A 19,371-nucleotide genomic window follows, 5' to 3' on the forward strand; every position below is an offset into this window, starting at 1 on the left:
ATAATTTTATTTATTCCTTTTCCGGGAGAAAAATTTAGCTACGTTGGTCACTTTATCCAGTATTTTGCTGTCGCTACCACTAACGGATGCAATCAGTTCTCCTCTCACCGGAGCCGGGGCCGGAGCGGCAGTAACAGTGGTACTACTACTGGTATTGGCTGCCGCCAGTACTGGTTCCCGGTTATTTTCCGGGGTACTGCCGATGGCTGCTACCTGTCTGTTACCAACTGTTTCCAGTCGTTTTTCCACCAGTTCTTCCGTGGTGTTGCGGGGTGGGGGTAACTGTGCGATTACAGGAATATCTGTTTGTGTGACTTTATTTGTGGCTACTACAGGTGTTTCATCTGGTGCAGCCGGTACCGTTGTTTTCTTTGCCGGGGCATGTGTTATAATTGTTTTAGTATTTTTTGTGGCGATCCGCGCATCTGCCGGAGCAGGTGCGGAGGGAGTAAACGGAGCTGGCGTAACAGGTATTGCCTGTGGCGCCCGCTTAACGGGAATCACGTTGTCTGCCACCAATGGCTCCTGGTGTGTCTGACGTCCGGCAGGCTGTAACCAGATAATTAATCCGGCTATAATAGCCGCCGCTGTGGCGCCCCATCCGATTAACCGGTATACAGCAGCCGGTTTACGCTGCTCATGCCGGTACAAGCCGGCTTTATGTTCAAATACCACACTGGTATCTGGTTGTAATTTTGCGGCCTGAAACAGGGCCAGTTCTTTCTGTGCAGCCGGATGTTGCCGCAGGTATTCCTGTAGCTCCAGTTCGGCAGCGGTGTGCAGCTCTCCATCTATATAGTCCAGCAAGCGGGTTTCATCCGCTGCTGATAACCGGAAAGCCGTTGATTTATACAAGGCAGCTTTGTTATCAAACACGATCTGTTCATCGGGCATCAGACACGTACTCTCCAACAGCTCCAGCTCCTGCCGGATCTGGGGATGCTTTTGCAGGAAAAGCTCCAGTGCTGCCAGCTCTTCCCCGTTCAACTCTTTATCAATAAAGGAGAGCAGGTAAGATTCGTAATTGGATATGTTGATATCTACCGACAAAAGTCTTATTTAAATATTATTCTAATTAACAATTATAAAAATATCATATTACATTTTCCATTTTCACCAGATAATTTTTGAGATGTATTCTGGCGCGGTGCAGGTAAACCTTTACCTGGGACGGATTCAGCTCCATCATTTCACCGATTTCATCATAGCTATACCCTTCATAGTCTTTGAGCAGAATGAGTGACCGTTGTACCTCACTCAACTTGGATAATGCCTTTTCGAGTACTTCCTTTGCGTTATGCACCCTGTTTTCCGATATTTTCTCTTCATCCTTAAACTGATCCACCAGTGTAATCCGCTTTACCTTACGTACATGATCAATCATATTGTGGTAGCCAACTGTAAATAAGTAGGACTTTGCCTTTTCAAAAGGCACGTCCTTACAGTGCTTCCACAATATCTCGAATGAATTCTGTACTACATCCCTGGCATCTTCCGCATGTTCCAAATTTTTAACAATAAAGCGAAACAGGTTGTCCGAATACAGATCCACACATTTATTGTACTCCTTTTCCGTCATTCCGGTGGTGTGGGATTTTAGTGCTAAGATCCGACAAATAGTTCAATACCTATCATTGACAAAATCCAATCTTGTTACCCACATCCATCAGATGTCATCTATTGTTCAAAATCAGTTGCAGGAACATTTTTCTACAAACCTGATCATCAACCTCTTACCCCACACACCATCTTTCTTTATACTGCAGTAAAGGTTAATGCTTCAGTTTATCACTTCATGGCATTTACAATCATGATAGTACTATGACGGAGCATTACTCCTAAATGTTACACCTCCGTCAAACTTTTTACTTATCCCGGCTATATCGCTGTACAGGATATATAATCGTAATACATTTATTGACCATAACTTTGACAAATAGTTTTAAAACATTGCAATTTATATGAATGAGAGGTTTATAACCCGCCTGCGGGAAGAGCTGGGCGACATCGACAAAGCTGGCCTGTACAAGAGAGAACGTATTATCACGTCTGAACAGGGAGCCGAAATACAGGTAGGTGGTAAAACAGTGCTTAACTTCTGTGCCAACAACTACCTTGGCTTATCTTCCCACCCGGCTGTGGTAAAGGCTGCCAAAGAAGCTATTGACACCCATGGTTACGGTATGAGCAGTGTTCGTTTCATCTGCGGTACCCAGGATCTGCACAAAGAACTGGAAGATAAGATCTCCAAATTTCTGGGCACCGAAGACACCATTCTCTATGTAGCCGCATTTGATGCCAATGGTGGCGTATTTGAGCCACTCTTCGGCGAGCAGGATGCCATCATTTCCGATGCCCTCAACCATGCCTCCATCATTGACGGTGTACGCCTGTGTAAAGCACAGCGCTTCCGTTACGAACACAATAACATGGCCGATCTGGAAGTTAAACTCCAGGAAGCGAAAGACTGCCGGAGCCGTATCATCGTTACAGATGGCTCTTTCAGCATGGACGGTACTATTGCCCAGCTGGATAAGATCTGTGAACTGGCAGATAAATATGACGCCATTGTCATGACGGATGAAAGCCATTCTTCCGGATTCCTCGGCAAAACGGGTCGTGGTACCCACGAATACTGTGGCGTAATGGGTCGGGTAGATATCATCACCGGTACCCTGGGTAAAGCCCTGGGTGGTGCTTCCGGCGGTTTCACCAGCGGACGCAAAGAAGTGATCGACATCCTGCGTCAGCGCAGCCGTCCTTACCTGTTCTCCAACTCCGTAGCTCCCAGCATCGTAGGCGCTTCCATCGCCGTACTGGATATGCTGAGTGAAACCACAGCCCTGCGCGATAAACTGGAATACAATACCCAATACTTCCGGACCAAAATGACCGAAGCCGGTTTTGATATTAAACCCGGTGATCACCCGATTGTGCCCGTAATGCTGTATGATGCGGTATTGAGCCAGCAATTTGCAGACAAACTGCTGCAGGAAGGGATCTATGTTATCGGGTTCTTCTTCCCGGTAGTAGCCAAAGGTCAGGCACGTATCCGCGTACAGCTGAGTGCCGCCCACGAACAGGCCCACCTGGACAAGGCGATTGCAGCTTTCACTAAAATAGGCAAGGAATTAGGCGTTATCAAGTAATTCCATTCCTCATATATAAAAGCTATTACAGGAGAACCCTCTCTTGTAATAGCTTTTTGCTTTTCACTTTATCCTTACTTTTGCAGCTCATAATCATCAATCATTATGCTGATAAAACGACTTGGCTGGATGCTTGCTGCGATAGGTTTATCTCTGGCAGCCTGTGCACCGAATAATGTTAAAGAGGAAAAAAACTGGGAACAGTATTTTGCCAAACACAAAGTAGAAGGCACTTTTATGCTGTTCAACAACAGCCAGGGTACGTTCAGGGTATACAATCTGGAGCGAGCTAAAAAACGCTTCCTGCCAGCATCTACCTTCAAAATTTTAAATTCCCTGGTAGGCCTGCACACCGGCGCTATCCGCGACACTGCCATGGTGATTCCCTGGGATGGCGTAACCCGCCCCATTGAAGCATGGAATCATGACCTGAGCATGCAGGCAGCGTTCAAAGCATCCGCAGTTCCTTATTTCCAGGAAGTAGCCCGTCGTATCGGTAAACCTACCATGCAGATGTGGCTGGACTCCATTAAATACGGTAACATGAAAATCAGCCGGATAGATACCTTCTGGCTGGACAACTCCCTGCAGATATCCCCTGACGAAGAACTGGGTTTTGTAAAGAAACTGTACTTCGATCAGCTTCCTTTTGCCAAAACCACCATGAAAACGGTGAGAGAAGTGATGCTCATGGAAAAAACGCCTAAATATGAGCTGTCTTACAAAACAGGATTAGGCACCACCAATGATGTAAAAAGAATTGGCTGGATCGTAGGCTGGATCGAAGAAAACCGCCACCCCAGCTTCTTTGTACTCAATATAGAAACAGAAAATGCCCAGCTCAATATGCCGGAAGTACGCATGGAGATTCTCCGGAATATCCTGACAGATGCCGGTTATTTTAAAGGCGAAATGTAAGCTATCAGCGCTGCTGCAGCCATTTAGCCGCTTTCTCATGCGTTTAAATGGCTGCAGGCCGCTGTCTCCGGCCCCACCCCCTTCCCCGATCGTTAAAAAAACGATAAACCCCTGTTCCCCCTCTTGCAATACGTGACAAAAAAATTATTTTTGATCTCCTGGCCGGCCATTACCGGCATCGGATATCTTAAAAACGAGTATGTTACGATTTCAACATAGTGAATACTTATGGGCGCTGATTTTCCTGTTGTTTTTACAGGTAGCCTTCCTGGGCGTATCCTGGTGGAAACGCCGTTCGATACGGCAGATGGGAGATCCGGCACTGGTAGAAAAATTATTCACCGGTTATTCCCGCAAACTGTTTGTACTGAAGTTTCTCCTGATCTTCCTGGCATTTTTCTTCGGAGTACTGGGATTGGCTAATCTCCAGAAAGGTAGCCGTATGGAAAAGATCACCCGGAAAGGGGTAGACGTAATGATTGCGCTGGACGTGAGCAAAAGTATGATGGCTACCGATATTCAACCGGACCGGCTGACCCGCGCCAAGCAACTCATCAGCAAACTGATGGACAAACTGGATAACGATCGCGTAGGTCTGGTGGTTTTTGCCGGCAATGCCTATCTCCAGATGCCCCTCACCGTAGATTATTCTGCTGCCAAAATGTATCTCAGCACCGTATCGCCCGATATGATTCCTACACAGGGTACCGCCATCGGGCAAGCAATACAGGTATCTGACGATGCTTTCAATAAAAAAGAACGCAAACACAAAGCCCTCGTACTCATTTCAGATGGGGAAGATCATGACGAAACCGCCATACAGAAAACCAAAGCGGCTTTTGAAAACGGGGTAGTCACCAATACCATCGGGATCGGCTCTGTCAGCGGTTCTCCCCTGCCCGATCCGGAAACCGGCGGCTATAAAAAAGACCGTCAGGGTAATACCGTTATCTCCAAACTGAATGAAGAAGAGCTGAAAACCATTGCCGCTGCAGGTAAAGGGATGTATCAACACCTGGATAACAATACAGATGATGTAGTCAACACCCTGGTTGCCAAGATAGACAGCATGGAACAAAAAGAATTCGGGGAAAACGTGTTTACAGATTACAATAGTTATTTTCAATATTTCCTGGGCCTGAGCCTGGCACTGCTGCTGATTGAGTTTTTTATTCCGGAAATACGCCACAAACGCGTTTCCACTGATTCGCAGCCAGCTTAATCTAAAAAAGGATCATGAAAATTACATTTATCAGATATTCTATTATCACTACGGTAGCACTGTTCGCAGGTTTACACACCTTTGCACAGAATGGCACCAACAAATATATCCGCAAAGGGAATGAGCTGTATCAGAAGCAGCAGTTTACAGATGCGGAGGCCAACTACAAAAAAGCACTGGAACAAAATGCCAGATCTCCCATCGGCAACTATAACCTGGGCAATAGTCTTTACCAGCAAAAACGCTATGAAGATGCCCGTAAACAATATGCCAACAGCGCGAAACTGGGAGAAAAAAACGACCTGAAATCCAGTGCAGATTATAACATCGGCAACACCTTCATGGAAGATAAAAAGTGGGAAGAAAGTATTAAGTCCTATAAACAGGCACTGAAACTGAATCCTGCAGATGAAGATGCCCGCTATAACCTGGCTTATGCGCAAACCATGCTGAAAAAACAACAGCAAGGCGGTGGCGGCGACAAGAACAAAGACGATAAGAATAAAGATAAAAACAAGGACAAGAACAAAGACGACAAAAACAAGGATCAGAATAAAGACAAGGATAAAGACCAGCAGGACAAGGATAAAAACAAAGATCAGAACAAAGACCAGCAGGATAAAAATAAGGATAAGGACAAAGACAAGGAAGAGCAGCAAAAGCCCGAACCACAGCCCAGCAAACTGAATAAACAAGAAGCAGAACGTTTGCTGCAGGCACTAGCACAGGAAGAAAAGAAATTACAGGATAAAGCCAAAAAAGTAAAAGGCCAGCCAAGTCAGGTAGAGAAAGATTGGTAAGGTATTTTACAGGCAGTCATGCATTACGCATTTTCAGGTAGCTCACATCGGATATTTCCGCTTCAACTTCCGGGAGATGCGTAATTTTTTTTTGCCCATAAAAAAACCGGGATAAGACTACCCCGGTTGTTTTACCTAAACCTACAACTGTTACGCGCACGTAACAATTATCTTTAATGATGTAAAGCAGCAACGCCTCCTTTGTCAGGAAGCGCCGCGATGCCAATTACTTTGAGGAGGAAGTCCCATTACTGAATGCCTTATTGATGAAACCCTGGCTGATCCATGGTACTATCCATACTGCTGCTGTTCCTATACCAGAGACTCCACTCCTCTATCTTAAACACACAAATTATTTCGCGGCAGCTTGCAATGAGGTGCCTTCTTTAATTTCATCGCTGGCATTCTGCACCAGTATATCCTGGTCGGACAGGTTACCGAAAATCTCTACCTGGCCGTTGGCTTCATTGCCTCTTTGCACCGGCACCCATACTGCTTTTCCGTTCACGGATTTAATAACGAATACTTTTTCTGAATTACTCACAATCGCCCCTTTCGGCACAACGTATACATCTTTTTTTCCGGGCAGCGGTACCTGTACTTCTGCATACATACCTGGTAATAATTTCCGGTTGATGTTAGCAATATCCATTTCCAGCAACTCGGAACGCAGTTTGGTATCCAGACTACCTGCGATACGGGATACATGCGCGGTAAAAGTATCTCCCGGCAACGACTTCACTGTGAAATGTACATCTCCGGCATGATGTGCATCATCGGTATAGATTTCCGGCACCGCCACTGCCAGACGCAGTTTTTGTTGTTCTTCCAGCCGGAACAGCGGTTTATCAGAACCTTTGCCGGCGGGGCCTACATAGGTACCCGGGTGCACATTACGCTGACTGATTACCCCGCTGAATGGTGCACGGATGGTGAGATAGCCCAGCATCTGCTGTACTTCGTGATAGGATGACCGGGAAGACAACAACTCTGCACTATCGGCGCTCATTTTTTCAAAGGCCATATCCAGGTCATTGGGAGAAATGGTTCCGGGTACTTTACTGGTTTTCAGTAAACGTTCGTAGGTAGCGCGGCTGGCCCTGAACATCGCTTCTTTGGTATGGAGGCGGCTCTGCGCTTCCAGCAGCTGGGTATTCATTTCCGGTGCATCCAGCGTAGCCAGTACCTGACCGGCACTCACCTGGCTACCTAAATCTACCTGTACACTTTTCACATAACTATTCACTTTCGCATACAGATCTACAAACTGAAACGGTTTTATTTCACCCGGTAATTTCAGGCTGGCTTCCAATTGACTTTTCTGCAGGTGAATCATTTTCACCTGTACACCTTCACTCTCTTTACCTGATTCATCTTCTGCCTGGGTATTATGGCAGCCGGCGAAAAACAAACCTAATGGCAGTAATGCAGCAGCCGTCATGCTACGATACAACAGGCTGTAATTTTTTATGTTCATGATATTAATATGTCGTATAGTCATTGTAGTTAGTATTATGCGTGTGTGGCGTCCGGGATATAAAATTCGCTGTTTTTATCTTCGGGATCCAGTGAGGCCGATTTAACAGTAGCCTTACGTTGTACCCAGGAGAAGATGAGCGGTAATATCAGCAGGGACGCGAAAGTAGAGGCAATCAATCCGCCTATTACTGCGCGGCCCAGTGGCGCCGTCTGATCACCGGCTTCACCCAAACCGGAAGCCATCGGTATCATACCTACGACCATCGCGATGCTGGTCATCAGAATAGGCCGTAACCTTACCGCGGCACTTTCCAGGGCCGATTTGCGGGCATCGCTGTTTTCCAGTCTCAGCTTCTCTGCATTGGTCACCAGCAGGATCGCATTGGCCACCGATACGCCCACCGACATGATGATACCCATATAGGATTGCAGGTTCAACGTAGAACCGGTGAGCAGCAACATGATCAGGGAGCCAGCCAGTACTGCGGGGATGGTAGATACAATCACCAGCGCTACTTTAAACGACTGGAAGTTGGCCGCCAGCAATAACAGGATCACGATAATGGCTACCAGCAAACCGGATTGCAGGCTGTCCAGTGTTTCTGTCAACAGATTCATCAAACCGCGTTTTTCCACACTCATACCACGCGGTGGTTCACCGGCGCGTTTGATGGCTTTATCCACAGCATCTGCCGCGCGGCCCAGGTCTTTCTTATGCACATTGGCGCCGATAGAAATAATACGCACAGCGCCTACCCGGTCATATTCTCCGATAACGGTATCCGGCTGCAACGTAGCCACATCGCCCAGAAAAGGCCTGGTCTGGTTCTTTGAAACCGGGATGGCCGCCATATCATTCATGCTGCTCATCTGGTTTTCCGGTACGGATATCTGTACAAAATAAGAGGTCGCATTTTTCTCATCCAGCCACACGTTCTTTTCTGTGAAGCGGCTGGAAGAAGTAGCGGCGGTCAGTGATTTGGCAATATCCGTTACACTCACGCCCAGCTGTCCGGCACGTTCCCGGTCAATATTTACCCGGATAGCCGGATAGTTCAGCGGCTGATTAATCTGTACATCCCGCAGGTAGGGAATCTTTTTCATCTCTGCCAGTACCTTCTCTGCAAAAGGCTTGCTCTCTGCCAGGTTTTTCCCCATGATGGCTACTTCCACGGGGGTAGCAGCACCCTGGCTCATTACCTTATCGGTCAGGTCAATCGGTTCAAAACTCAATTTCACTTCCGGCATCTGCTGGTGTAATTTTTTCCGGTACTTCTCCTTGAAGTCATCCATATTCACCTTGTAATCCTCTTTCAGATTTACCTGCATCACCGCTTCGTTGGGACCAGCCATAAAGAGATAGATCGGGTTGGTGGAATAAGAGGATGGATGGGTACCAATGAAAGAAGAAGTGATTTCTATGTTCTTTTCTCCTACCATTTCTTTCAGGATGCTCACACCTTTCAGCAACATGGCTTCGGAGCGCTCTATGCGCGTGCCTTCGGGCGCTTTCAGGCGCAGCTGGAATTGTCCGTTGTTGAGCTTCGGCAGAATATCCCGGCCGATGGTGCTCATACATAATACAATCACCACCACAATACCTCCGAGGTAACCAATCACAACGCCTTTACGTACGCGCATCAGGCTTTCCAATAGACCCAGGAAGCGCATTTTGAATTTCTCAAAACCCTTCAGCTTCGCCGGATGCTTACGCTCGTGCATTAAGTCTTTTTCCAGGTCCGTTGCTTCTTCGTGCGTAAGCGCCAGCGTAGCATGATGGGTGGTATGTCCTTTAAAATGATCTGCTTTCAGTATCCAGTTTGCCAGAATAGGTACCAATGTCTGGGCCAGCAGGTAAGCGGCAATCATAGAAAATCCGATGGCCAGCGACAGCGGCAGGAACATGGCACGGGGCACGCCTCTCATGGTAAAGGAAGGGGCGAATACCGCGAGGATACAAAACAGTATCAGCAATTCCGGGAAGGCTATTTCACGGCAGGCATCCAAAATTGCCTTGGCTTTGGGCTTGCCCATTTCCAGGTGCTGGTGAATATTTTCAATGGTCACCGTAGCCATATCCACCAGGATGCCAATGGCCAGTGCCAGGCCGCTCAGGGTCATAATGTTGATGGTTTGTCCGGCCAGTTTCAGGCACATGACACCAATCAGAATAGAGACAGGAATAGTCAGGATAACAATAAAGGCACTACGTTTATCTCCCAGAAACAGCAATACCATCAAACCGGTGAGTACAGCCCCAATAGCACCTTCACTCACCAGGCTTTTCACCGCGTTGATCACATAGGTACTCTGGTCAAATTCAAAAGATACTTTTACATCTTCCGGTAATAATTTCTGGATATTGGGCAGGGCTGCTTTCAGGTCTTTTACAACTGTCCAGGTGGAAGCATCCGCTGTTTTAATAGCCGGCAGGTATACAGATCGTTTGCCATTGATAACGGCATAGCTGGTGGTCACATCAGCGCCATCTTCTACGCGGGCCACATCTTTCAGGTATACGGTAGGGCCATCTCCCATCACCAGGGGAATGGTTTCAAAATCCTTCACCTTACGCATCACGGTATTATTGGGCGTGAGGTAAGTAATATCGCCGATACGTACGTTTCCGGCGGGGGATATCTGGTTGTTGTCTTTTACGGCCGCTACTATCTGATCCGGGGTAAGGTGATGGCTGCGCATCAGGGCCGGGTCTACATTAATCAGTACAGTACGGGAGTTACCACCAAAAGGTGCCGGGGAGCTGAGCCCCGCAATACGGGAGAAGGATGGCCTGACGATAGTCATGGCCAGATCCTGCAGCTCATTATTGCTGCGGGTAGCGCTGCTCAGTGCCAACTGGCCGATAGGCAGCGTAGAGGCATCGAACCGTATAATAAACGGTGGCTGTGTACCGGCAGGCATCGATGCAAATGCACGATTGGCCATGGCGGTTACCTCTGCTGCTGCCTGTGCCATATTGGTGCCTTCATAGAAGGACAACTTAAGCATGGTTAACCCTTGTATATTCTTTGTTTCAATGTCTTTGATACCACTAACATACAGGAACAGGTTCTGGTAGTTGGTAGCAATAAATCCTTCCATCTGTTGCGGCGACATCCCGCCATAGGGCTGCGATACGTAGATAGAAGGCAGGTTCAGATCCGGGAAGATGTCTATTTTTATATCTCTCAGGGAAGAAACGCCAAAGAACAACAGTCCTACTACCATCACAACGATGGCAACTGGTTTTTGTAAGGCGGTTTTAATCAGATTCATACTTTTCTATATTGCAAATGAGTTCAGATAAATGTTGGGGGGCAGCTGCACGGCGCACAGTATTACAGTTGATGCAAAAAGAGCTGCAAATCCCCAATGGTAGCTGATTTATACAGGATAGCCTGCCATACGCCATTGTAAGCAATATCCCGGTCTGTTTCGGCCCTGTTGATGTTATACAGTGCCTGCGACAGGTCAGCAATGTTGGAAAGTCCGTTTTCATACAGGGTACTTTTCTGCAGGAAAGCGTCACTGGCGGCTTTCAGGCCTACCGGTGCCTCGCGGTATTTCCGGACCGCGTTTTCTATCTGCTCTTCCGATAACGAGAGCTGGTGCTGTAAACGGTTGTAGGTTTGGGTGTACTCATTTTTTAAACCTGCTGTTGTATACTCCTGCCGGGCTACCTGCGCTTTGGTACGCCACAGGTCTGTTACCGTCCAGGATAAATTAAGTCCTACCAGGTAGTTGGTGCGTTGCGGATGAATACCGTCCCAGTAGCCTTTGCTGTAGCTGCTGGTATTGGCAGCACTATAATCCGATTCAAACCCTGATCCGCGGGTTTGCAGCACGCTCATAAAAGAGAGACGGGGCATGGCATTTTTACTGAGGGAATGTTGGTTGGCTTCACTCAATAATACCCGTTGATTAAATAATTTCAGCAGGGGTTGTTGCTGCAGGGTAGCGGTGTCTTTTGCCGATACGGTTTCCAGCAGTTGTTGCGGGATCCTGGTAACAAAGGTCGTATCGAGCACAAATGTCTGTGGCAGCACATCCATCATCTCTGCCAGCTTGTTGCTCTGCACACTTTCGTAGTTGACAGCATCTACCAGTGTAAGCCGGGCTTTGGATACTTCTGCGTTGGCAATGGAGCTGTCGACTCCTGCACTCAGGCCATTCAGCGCCCGGTTCAGGATAATCCGCCGCAGGTCTTCCGCCCTTTTCAGGTTGGATTCCATAGAGCCCCGTAAGCGCTGCGCCGCCAGCAGATTGAGATAAGCGCCGGCAATACGGATCTGTTGTTCAAATTTTTCCTGTTCCAGGTCGGCGATGTTGGTATTGTATTGTGCCTGGGCAGCCACTACTTTGGCGCGTTGGCGGCCAAAGGTTACCACGTCCCAGCTGATGTTGGCGAGATACAGGCCACCAAATGCCGCGTTCCAGTTCTGCGAGGGCAGCGCCGGGCCGGATGCACCGGTAGACCAGCCTTTGTAAGCCCAGGTAGGTCCGTTTTGGCCATTGATGGTACCATAGCTGTTTTGTGCAGCCAGGTTCAGGTCTGGCAGGTATTCTCTTCTTACAGCGCTGATATTTTCAGTAGCTGCTTTGGCATAGTTTTCTTTTGCCTTTATTGATTGATAATTTTTCAATCCTGTTTGCAGTGCTTCCTGTAAGGTAAGCGGGTCAGACTGTCCCATTACAGCCACTGTATTACTTGCCGCAAATACAAGCAGGCAAAGCGGTTTCCAGATGTTCATACTCTAATCTATAGCGTCTAAAAAAGCCTTTGATGCTGGCGGAGGCGAATAAGCATGCAAAGATAACAGGGGGTCTTGCCTGCCTGTTAGGACAATTCAGCTATTGACTTGTACTATTTGAACATCATGTCCCGGAAATCCTGTGGAGAGATACCGGTGTTATTCTTAAAAAAGCGGCTAAAGTAGGCAGGGTCTTCAAATCCAAGCTCATAGCAGATCTCCTTGACACTTTTGTGACTAAATGCCAGGTTCCGTTTGGCTTCCAGAATAATGCGGTCGTGGAGTAATTCCGTAACTGTACGGGAGGTATTTTCCTTGGTGATTTCATTCAGCCGCTTGGGCGTAAGGGCAAAAGCATTGGCATAAAAGGCCACCTGGTGTTCTTTTTTATAATGCTGTTCCAGGAGGCGGCGCAGTTGTAACACTCTGCCATCGTAGTTCAGCGGCATCATGTTTTCTGTAGCATTACGTTTCTTTTCACGTTCTGCCAGCAACAGAAATGCATTGAGATAGTGTTTGATGATACTGCTGCTGAAAGCGGCGCCGCTCATTTCCAGGTTCATGAGTGCAATCAGCTGATGGAAAGCCACCGTAGTTTCCTCCCGGACTCCAATAGGGCCATATCCTTGCCAGTTGTCGAACAGGTTGGTGAAATCGTACAGGGTTTCCCGGTCGTGTTTATTGGTAAAATAGAATTGTTCGGTAAAACACAGAAAGTGGCCTTCCCGTTCACAGTCCAGCTGATGTACCTGGCCGGGGCGCAGCAGGAATAACATATTATCTTCCACTTCATACCAGACGAAATCCACCATATGCCGGCCTTTGGCTTTGGTAAACCAGATCACCTGAAAGTGGTCATGCCGGTGCGGCTGATTGGTCAGTTCATTTTTAAACGCGTTGAGTGGAAAAAGACTGAAGTGGTCTTTATACGGTAATTGCTGATAAGGTATGTCTACTCCCCTGTTTGTTAACATAATACGTTTTAAAATTACGCTAAAATGCCGGGTCAGTGATACCGCCTGTGGATTTTAATGTAGCTTTAAGCCTTGCGGGCACTTTGCGCGCAGGTTTATTACCTTTGCACTGCAGGAAAACAAAAACATATGCAACTTTATTGCAACAATCTTACAACATACAAGCGGCTGGCCACACTGGAAGTAAAGGTAGGCGATTTACTGATTGGTAGTAACCATCCGATACGGGTGCAAACCATGACGACTACTGATACCATGGACACAGCAGGTACCGTGGCCCAAACCATCCGCTGTATTGAAGCAGGGGCAGAACTGGTCAGGATTACCGCCCCCAGTAAAAAGGAAGCTGAAAATCTGCTCCTCATCAAAAATGAATTACGCAAACAAGGATATACCACTCCCCTGGTAGCTGATATACATTTTACCCCCAATGCCGCTGAAGTAGCAGCCCGCATCGTGGAAAAAGTGAGGGTTAACCCGGGTAATTATGTGGATAAGAAGAAGTTTGAAACCATCGATTATACGGATGTAGAATACCAGGAAGAAATAGACCGCATCCGGGAACGATTTACGCCGTTGGTCAACATCTGCCGGGAGTATGGTACTGCTATGCGTATCGGCACCAACCATGGCTCCCTGAGCGATCGTATCATGAGTCGTTATGGCGACACCCCGATGGGCATGGTGGAAAGCGCCATGGAGTTTCTCCGCATTGCCGAAGACCTGCATTACCGCAATATTGTACTTAGTATGAAAGCCAGCAATCCGCAGGTGATGGTACAGGCTTACCGCCTGCTGGTGCAAACCATGCAACAGGAGCTGGGACATTGTTATCCGCTGCACCTCGGTGTTACAGAAGCCGGCGACGGAGAAGACGGCCGTATCAAATCGGCCATTGGTATTGGTACCCTCCTCGAAGATGGCGTGGGCGATACCATCCGTGTATCCCTGACGGAAGATCCCGAATTTGAGCTGCCGGTATGCCGCGATATTATCAAAAGATACACTAACCGTAACGACTATACGGCTATTCCACCGGTGGAACAGCTGCCCTACTCTCCTTTCTCCTATAAACGCAGAGAAAGTATCGTAGTGGAAAATACCGGCGACAAACAGGTACCCGTAGTAGTAGCAGACTATAGTCATGCCGGGCACCTGCAACCGGATGATCTCCGTGCGATTGGGTACACCTATGATGCACCCAGCGATAAATGGAATATCGGGGATGCCGCCGCAGATTATATCTATACCGGCCGGCAATTACCCGCCTTCGGGTTACCGGGTACCCTGCGTCCCATCGTGGATGCCGATTATTGGGAGACCCTGGAAAACCGGGCAGACAGCCTTCCCTATTACGACACACCTGGTTACCTGCAGGCCTGCCGGCAAGGTACCCTCGCCCGTATCAATTTTGTGTGGGTCAACTGTAATGAAGCAGCTATCACTGCCTGGGACGAGCTATTGACGCAACTGGCGCAACCCGATGCGGCAGCCCACACCATACTCGTGGCCACTGCTACCGGTAGTAATGCGATGACGGCTGTCAGACGTTTCTTTATCCGGTTACTGGATAAAAACATCACGGTGCCGGTGATCATTCAGTCTGTGAGTCCGCAGGCGAATGCCGACGAACACCTGATTCACCACGCTACAGAAACCGGCGCATTGCTCCTCGATGGCTTCGGAGATGGTATCTGGCTGGTCAACAACCCCGCCATACCAGCCGATCAGGCCACGCTGAACAACGTCGCTTTTGGTATCCTGCAGGCCACCCGTACCCGTATCTCAAAAACAGAATATATTTCCTGTCCTTCCTGCGGACGTACCCTGTTTGATTTACAGGAAACCACGGCCCGCATCCGGGCGGTCACCCACCACCTGAAAGGCGTGAAGATCGCCATCATGGGCTGTATTGTGAATGGCCCCGGAGAGATGGCCGATGCCGATTTTGGCTATGTCGGCAGCGGCGTGGGCAAAATTACCCTGTACAAAGGAAAAGAGATCGTAAAACGTGGCCTCAACAGTGATGTAGCCGTAAATGAACTCATTAACCTGATCCGGGAAAACGGCATGTGGGTAGAAAAGAATTAATTATTAAATATTACTTAAAATGGTAAGCAGCGCGTTTGTCAATGAATAAAAAGCATTAATTTTTGATAAATTATCTTTTTATGAAAAAGCTTCTCACCGGAATGCTGGCTTTGTTCATGGGTTTAACTGCTGCCGTAGCACAAACACCAGCCACAGTTGTAAAAAAAGAAGGTAAAGCGGTACATGCGCGCGCCGAAGAAAAAACAGTAAAAACCAAACAGGATGTTAAACAAACAGCAGCACCTGCAGTTGTTGCCACTGATGCCAAATTAAAAAAAGATGGCACTCCTGACAAAAGGTTTAAAGAGAATAAATCAGTAGTACCAGCAGCAGGTCCCACTAAAAAAGATGGCACGCCTGATATGCGGTACAAAGCCAATAACAAAAAAACAGTTAAAAAAGGGTAAAGAAAAATTACCTGCTACTTAATAAATAAAAGATCCCGGATAATAATTTATCCGGGATCTTTTATTTTAGTTCCTGCTCTCCTGTTCTCTTCATCATTTTATCTCTTCCCGCAAAAGGAATTTTTATATTTTTAGTACTTCGTTTTTTCGCATGCACGCTTTTCGCCGCTTGTTGGTGTATAACAACCGGTTATCGCCCATAGTGATTAGTTATTTGACAACACATTGGTGGTCAGCTACTTTTGTAGTGAAATATACCAACCTGTAATTTTAGATGGAGACCAACAATCACAACGTAGAACGCTATAAACGGCTAGTATTTAAACTTTTCACGTGTTTGTTTTTAATGGGAACCGTGATTTTTTTTGAAACTTTTTTTCTTTATTACCGCACGTTATGGGAACAGCTTACACACAACAACCCGCCACCTTCCAGGACCTTCACACCCGAAAAGATGTGGCAACCACCAGACAGCACCACGATACCCGCCGGCACAGCGGGCGATATGATCCGTTACGGGCATACACTCATCAGCGAAACGGCGCGCTATCTGGGTCCTAAGGGCAGCGTATTGCAGCTCTCCAACGGTATGAACTGCCAGAACTGCCACCTCGAAGCGGGTACCAAACCATTTGGCAATAACTATAGCCGGGTGGCCAGCGTTTATCCCTTGTTCCGGGCCAGATCCAACAGCCGCGAAACCATTTATAAGCGCATCAGCGACTGTTTTGAACGCAGCCTGAATGGTACTGCACCCGATTCTTCCAGCCGGGAAATGATAGCGATAAAAGCCTATATTGAATGGCTCGGCAGTGAGGTAACAAAAGATACGCCACCCACTGGCGCTGGCATCAAAAAGGTGCCGCTGCTGGCCCGTGCTGCCGACCCCAAGAAAGGCCGGCTGGTCTATCAGCAACAATGCAGCAGCTGCCATGGCGCCGGTGGAGAAGGTCAGCTGCAACCGGATAAAGTAGCTTACCTCTATCCGCCATTATGGGGACCAGCCAGTTACAACGACGGGGCAGGCATCTACCGGCTGTTTAACCTGGCCGGCTATGTGAAATACAACATGCCCTTTGGCGTAGACTACAACAGTGCCCGGCTCTCTGATGAAGAAGCCTGGGATGTAGCCGCCTACATCAATTCCATGCCCCGGCCGCATAAAGACCAGGGCGGCGACTGGCATGACCTCCGGCAAAAACCCATCGATTTTCCTTTTGGTCCCTATGCAGATGCTTTTTCTGAACAACAGCATAAATACGGACCTTATCAACATATGCACCCTTAAACGTTAAACTGTAAACCACCATGAAAAAAACATTGCTATTGCTTTGCTGTTGTTGTATCCTGGCTGCCCATCAGGCTATCAGCCAGCAAAAGACAAAATACAAAGCAGTCTATCAGCTCAACAGTGACGATGATAAAATCATCCGCGGTACCCTCCGCAATATTAAAAATGCCCTGGAAGATCCGCGCCTGCAGCAAAAGATTACCATTGAACTGGTAGCGCATGGCGGTGGCGTAACTGTATTCAAAAAAGATCATCCCTACGAAGAACTGCTGCAGGACCTGAAAGCACGGGGTGTGATTCTGGTAGAATGTGAGAATACCCTGAAAGAAAGGAACATCAAAAAAGAAGAACTGTTTCCTTTCATCAGTTATACCCCCAGCGGTAACGGCGAATTAATTATCCGCCAGCAGGAAGGCTGGTCTTACGTACACCCATAAACGAAAATAACATGAAAAAGATAACCATATGGCTGATAGCATCGCTGCTATCGGCAGGGGCACTACATGCCCAGCAACACCGCTTCGACCCGCCCTGGAACGTGCCACCGGCTGCAGGTGTATCCTTTACCGTACCCGGCATCGATAACATACCAGACCTGTATGGCGACATTATTGATCCGCAGCTGGTGATCTTCTTCGCCGGTAACCAGTTTATGGTCATCGACTCTCTGATCACGGATTTCAAAAAGTATTATCCACAATATAAAAGGGTATTTGCAGAAACGCTGCCACCCGGCATCCTGGCGCAGCAAATACTCACCGGGTCGCTGGTAACCGGCAACCTCCGTATCGACATCAGGCCGGATATTTACACTGCCGGCAAAAACAGGATTGATCAGCTCCGTGATAGCTTCTCCGTAGTAAAAAACTATGCAGGCAATACCCTCGCTATCATGGTACAACAGCACAATCCCAAACAGGTGAAAGGCCTGGCAGACCTGGGACGCAGCGATGTGCGAACCAGCATGCCCAATCCGGCCTGGGAAGGTATTGGCAAACGTATTATAGAGGCCTGGGAAAAAACCGGTGGTACGGCGCTTACGCAAACAATTATGGCAGATAAAATACAAAAAGGCACCACCTACCTGACCAAAATACATCACCGCGAAACTCCGCTCCGGATTTTATATGATCAGGCAGATGCTGGCCCCGTATGGTATACGGAAGTCTATTATCAGCAAATGATCGGACATCCGGTAGCGATGGTAACGATTCCTCCAGCGGAAAATATCCGGGCTTCCTACTGGGCAGGCATCCTGAAATCAGCTCCACATCCACAGGCAGCAAAAGACTTTATGACCTTCCTGATGAGTACCCGCGGGCAACGTATTTATGCTCATTTTGGGTTTACGCCGCCCGAGTTGTAAGCTAATTTTGTACATTTAATTTATGTTCGACTTCCGACTCAAAGTATTTCATACTGTCGCCAAACGTCTCAGCTTTACAAAAGCCGCGGAGGAATTATATATTTCGCAGCCGGCTGTAACCAAACATATCCATGAGCTGGAGCAGCAACTGGGCATGGCCGTATTTGAAAGAATCGGCAATAAAATCAAACTTACCAATGCAGGACAACTGGTGATGCGGCACGCAGAAATTATTTTCACAGACTACCGCAACCTGGAGTACGATATTAATCAGTTAAAACATATGCAGGGTGGACTGCTGCCGATAGGCGCCAGCACCACCATTGCCCAATATCTCATACCGCCCCTGCTGGCGAAATTCAACCAACGGTATCCGGATGTGAAAACCTCGCTTACCAATGGCAATACCGAACAGATTGAACAGGCCCTCTTTGAAAAGAGCATCCAGCTGGGCATCATCGAAGGCAGTTCTAAAAATCCGTTGTTGAAGTATGTGGAGTTTGCCAAAGATGAAATTGTATTGGTAGGCAATGTCAAACATCAATATGGCAACGGCGAGCCATTAACAGCAGCTGACCTTCGCACCATTCCGCTGCTGATGCGCGAACATGGTTCCGGCACACTGGAAGTCATTACCGACGAACTGAAACGGCTGAAATTAAAAATTACAGACCTGAATGTAGCCATGTATATGGGCAGTACAGAAAGTATTAAATCTTATCTGCATTACGCACCTTGTGCGGCTTTCATTTCGTTACAGGCCGTACAACGGGAACTCGAAGCCGGTGAATTTACCATTCTGCCAGTAAAGAATTTCCGGGTAGTACGCAAGCTGCACTTCACTTATCTGCAGGGATTACAGGATAAACTGTGTCAGCTGTTTATCCGTTTTGCCAGACAAAATATGACTGAATAACGTATAT

The 19,371-nt window shown here is 47.7% G+C and carries 16 protein-coding genes; 10 read left to right on the plus strand and 6 right to left on the minus strand.

The annotated features are described in order from the left end of the window. Positions 1-6: 6 nt before the first annotated feature. Positions 7-1,050, minus strand: coding sequence for an anti-sigma factor family protein (locus tag OL444_RS02210; protein ID WP_264734877.1), 1,044 nt, complete (start codon positions 1,048-1,050; stop codon positions 7-9). Positions 1,051-1,093: 43 nt separating this feature from the next. After that, complete coding sequence (locus OL444_RS02215) at positions 1,094-1,579, minus strand: RNA polymerase sigma factor (protein WP_264734876.1); 486 nt, start codon at positions 1,577-1,579, stop codon at positions 1,094-1,096. Positions 1,580-1,961: 382 nt separating this feature from the next. Here OL444_RS02215 and kbl point away from each other — a divergent pair, with 382 nt between their 5' ends. From kbl to OL444_RS02235, 4 genes are all read left to right on the plus strand, one after another. Then, positions 1,962-3,149: a glycine C-acetyltransferase gene (gene kbl / locus OL444_RS02220; protein ID WP_264734875.1), complete on the plus strand. Its 1,188-nt coding sequence runs from the start codon at positions 1,962-1,964 to the stop codon at positions 3,147-3,149. Positions 3,150-3,278: 129 nt separating this feature from the next. Continuing rightward, positions 3,279-4,067, plus strand: coding sequence for a class D beta-lactamase (gene blaOXA / locus OL444_RS02225; RefSeq protein WP_264734874.1), 789 nt, complete (start codon positions 3,279-3,281; stop codon positions 4,065-4,067). Between the two features lie 199 nt (positions 4,068-4,266). Then, a complete protein-coding gene (locus tag OL444_RS02230; RefSeq protein ID WP_264734873.1) occupies positions 4,267-5,289 on the plus strand; it encodes a VWA domain-containing protein in 1,023 nt (340 codons plus the stop codon). Between the two features lie 14 nt (positions 5,290-5,303). Then, positions 5,304-6,089 (plus strand): tetratricopeptide repeat protein, encoded by a 786-nt coding sequence (locus OL444_RS02235; RefSeq protein ID WP_264734872.1) that lies wholly within the window; start codon positions 5,304-5,306, stop codon positions 6,087-6,089. Positions 6,090-6,441: 352 nt separating this feature from the next. Here OL444_RS02235 and OL444_RS02240 read toward each other — a convergent pair whose 3' ends face one another. The 4 genes from OL444_RS02240 to OL444_RS02255 all read right to left on the minus strand — a co-directional run bounded on the left by OL444_RS02240 (position 6,442) and on the right by OL444_RS02255 (position 13,293). Beyond that, positions 6,442-7,566 (minus strand): efflux RND transporter periplasmic adaptor subunit, encoded by a 1,125-nt coding sequence (locus tag OL444_RS02240; protein ID WP_264752001.1) that lies wholly within the window; start codon positions 7,564-7,566, stop codon positions 6,442-6,444. A 35-nt stretch (positions 7,567-7,601) separates the two neighbouring features. Then, on the minus strand, positions 7,602-10,844 hold the full coding sequence (locus tag OL444_RS02245) for an efflux RND transporter permease subunit (RefSeq protein WP_264734870.1): 3,243 nt from the start codon (positions 10,842-10,844) through the stop codon (positions 7,602-7,604). A 62-nt stretch (positions 10,845-10,906) separates the two neighbouring features. Then, positions 10,907-12,319, minus strand: a complete 1,413-nt coding sequence (locus tag OL444_RS02250) for a TolC family protein (protein ID WP_264734869.1) — start codon at positions 12,317-12,319, stop codon at positions 10,907-10,909. A gap of 113 nt (positions 12,320-12,432) precedes the next feature. Beyond that, a complete protein-coding gene (locus OL444_RS02255; protein WP_264734868.1) occupies positions 12,433-13,293 on the minus strand; it encodes a helix-turn-helix domain-containing protein in 861 nt (286 codons plus the stop codon). 129 nt (positions 13,294-13,422) lie between these two features. On the opposite strand from OL444_RS02255, the gene ispG reads away from it, so the two are divergent. The 6 genes from ispG (at position 13,423) to OL444_RS02285 (ending at position 19,364) form a co-directional block, all read left to right on the plus strand. After that, positions 13,423-15,384 (plus strand): (E)-4-hydroxy-3-methylbut-2-enyl-diphosphate synthase, encoded by a 1,962-nt coding sequence (ispG, locus tag OL444_RS02260; protein ID WP_264734867.1) that lies wholly within the window; start codon positions 13,423-13,425, stop codon positions 15,382-15,384. 62 nt (positions 15,385-15,446) lie between these two features. Beyond that, positions 15,447-15,791, plus strand: a complete 345-nt coding sequence (locus OL444_RS02265; RefSeq protein WP_264734866.1) for a hypothetical protein — start codon at positions 15,447-15,449, stop codon at positions 15,789-15,791. A 454-nt stretch (positions 15,792-16,245) separates the two neighbouring features. After that, on the plus strand, positions 16,246-17,079 hold the full coding sequence (locus OL444_RS02270; protein ID WP_264734865.1) for a c-type cytochrome: 834 nt from the start codon (positions 16,246-16,248) through the stop codon (positions 17,077-17,079). A gap of 20 nt (positions 17,080-17,099) precedes the next feature. Next, positions 17,100-17,519 (plus strand): DsrE family protein, encoded by a 420-nt coding sequence (locus tag OL444_RS02275; RefSeq protein WP_264734864.1) that lies wholly within the window; start codon positions 17,100-17,102, stop codon positions 17,517-17,519. 11 nt (positions 17,520-17,530) lie between these two features. Further along, the gene (locus OL444_RS02280; RefSeq protein WP_264734863.1) at positions 17,531-18,448 is read left to right on the plus strand and encodes a molybdate ABC transporter substrate-binding protein; all 918 of its coding nucleotides are present in this window, start codon (positions 17,531-17,533) and stop codon (positions 18,446-18,448) included. Positions 18,449-18,470: 22 nt separating this feature from the next. After that, complete coding sequence (locus OL444_RS02285) at positions 18,471-19,364, plus strand: LysR substrate-binding domain-containing protein (protein WP_264734862.1); 894 nt, start codon at positions 18,471-18,473, stop codon at positions 19,362-19,364. Positions 19,365-19,371: the final 7 nt, after the last annotated feature.

It is taken from the genome of Chitinophaga nivalis, from assembly GCF_025989125.1.
Classification (GTDB): domain Bacteria; phylum Bacteroidota; class Bacteroidia; order Chitinophagales; family Chitinophagaceae; genus Chitinophaga; species Chitinophaga nivalis.

What these genes read in the sequence shown, in the direction of transcription:
- OL444_RS02215 (WP_264734876.1), bottom strand. Translation starts at nt 1,579, where the DNA reads ATGACGGAAAAGGAGTACAATAAATGTGTGGATCTGTATTCGGACAAC.
- kbl (WP_264734875.1), top strand. Translation starts at nt 1,962, where the DNA reads ATGAATGAGAGGTTTATAACCCGCCTGCGGGAAGAGCTGGGCGACATC.
- blaOXA (WP_264734874.1), top strand. Translation starts at nt 3,279, where the DNA reads ATGCTTGCTGCGATAGGTTTATCTCTGGCAGCCTGTGCACCGAATAAT.
- OL444_RS02230 (WP_264734873.1), top strand. Translation starts at nt 4,267, where the DNA reads ATGTTACGATTTCAACATAGTGAATACTTATGGGCGCTGATTTTCCTG.
- OL444_RS02235 (WP_264734872.1), top strand. Translation starts at nt 5,304, where the DNA reads ATGAAAATTACATTTATCAGATATTCTATTATCACTACGGTAGCACTG.
- OL444_RS02240 (WP_264752001.1), bottom strand. Translation starts at nt 7,566, where the DNA reads ATGAACATAAAAAATTACAGCCTGTTGTATCGTAGCATGACGGCTGCT.
- OL444_RS02245 (WP_264734870.1), bottom strand. Translation starts at nt 10,844, where the DNA reads ATGAATCTGATTAAAACCGCCTTACAAAAACCAGTTGCCATCGTTGTG.
- OL444_RS02250 (WP_264734869.1), bottom strand. Translation starts at nt 12,319, where the DNA reads ATGAACATCTGGAAACCGCTTTGCCTGCTTGTATTTGCGGCAAGTAAT.
- OL444_RS02255 (WP_264734868.1), bottom strand. Translation starts at nt 13,293, where the DNA reads ATGTTAACAAACAGGGGAGTAGACATACCTTATCAGCAATTACCGTAT.
- ispG (WP_264734867.1), top strand. Translation starts at nt 13,423, where the DNA reads ATGCAACTTTATTGCAACAATCTTACAACATACAAGCGGCTGGCCACA.
- OL444_RS02270 (WP_264734865.1), top strand. Translation starts at nt 16,246, where the DNA reads ATGTGGCAACCACCAGACAGCACCACGATACCCGCCGGCACAGCGGGC.
- OL444_RS02275 (WP_264734864.1), top strand. Translation starts at nt 17,100, where the DNA reads ATGAAAAAAACATTGCTATTGCTTTGCTGTTGTTGTATCCTGGCTGCC.
- OL444_RS02280 (WP_264734863.1), top strand. Translation starts at nt 17,531, where the DNA reads ATGAAAAAGATAACCATATGGCTGATAGCATCGCTGCTATCGGCAGGG.
- OL444_RS02285 (WP_264734862.1), top strand. Translation starts at nt 18,471, where the DNA reads ATGTTCGACTTCCGACTCAAAGTATTTCATACTGTCGCCAAACGTCTC.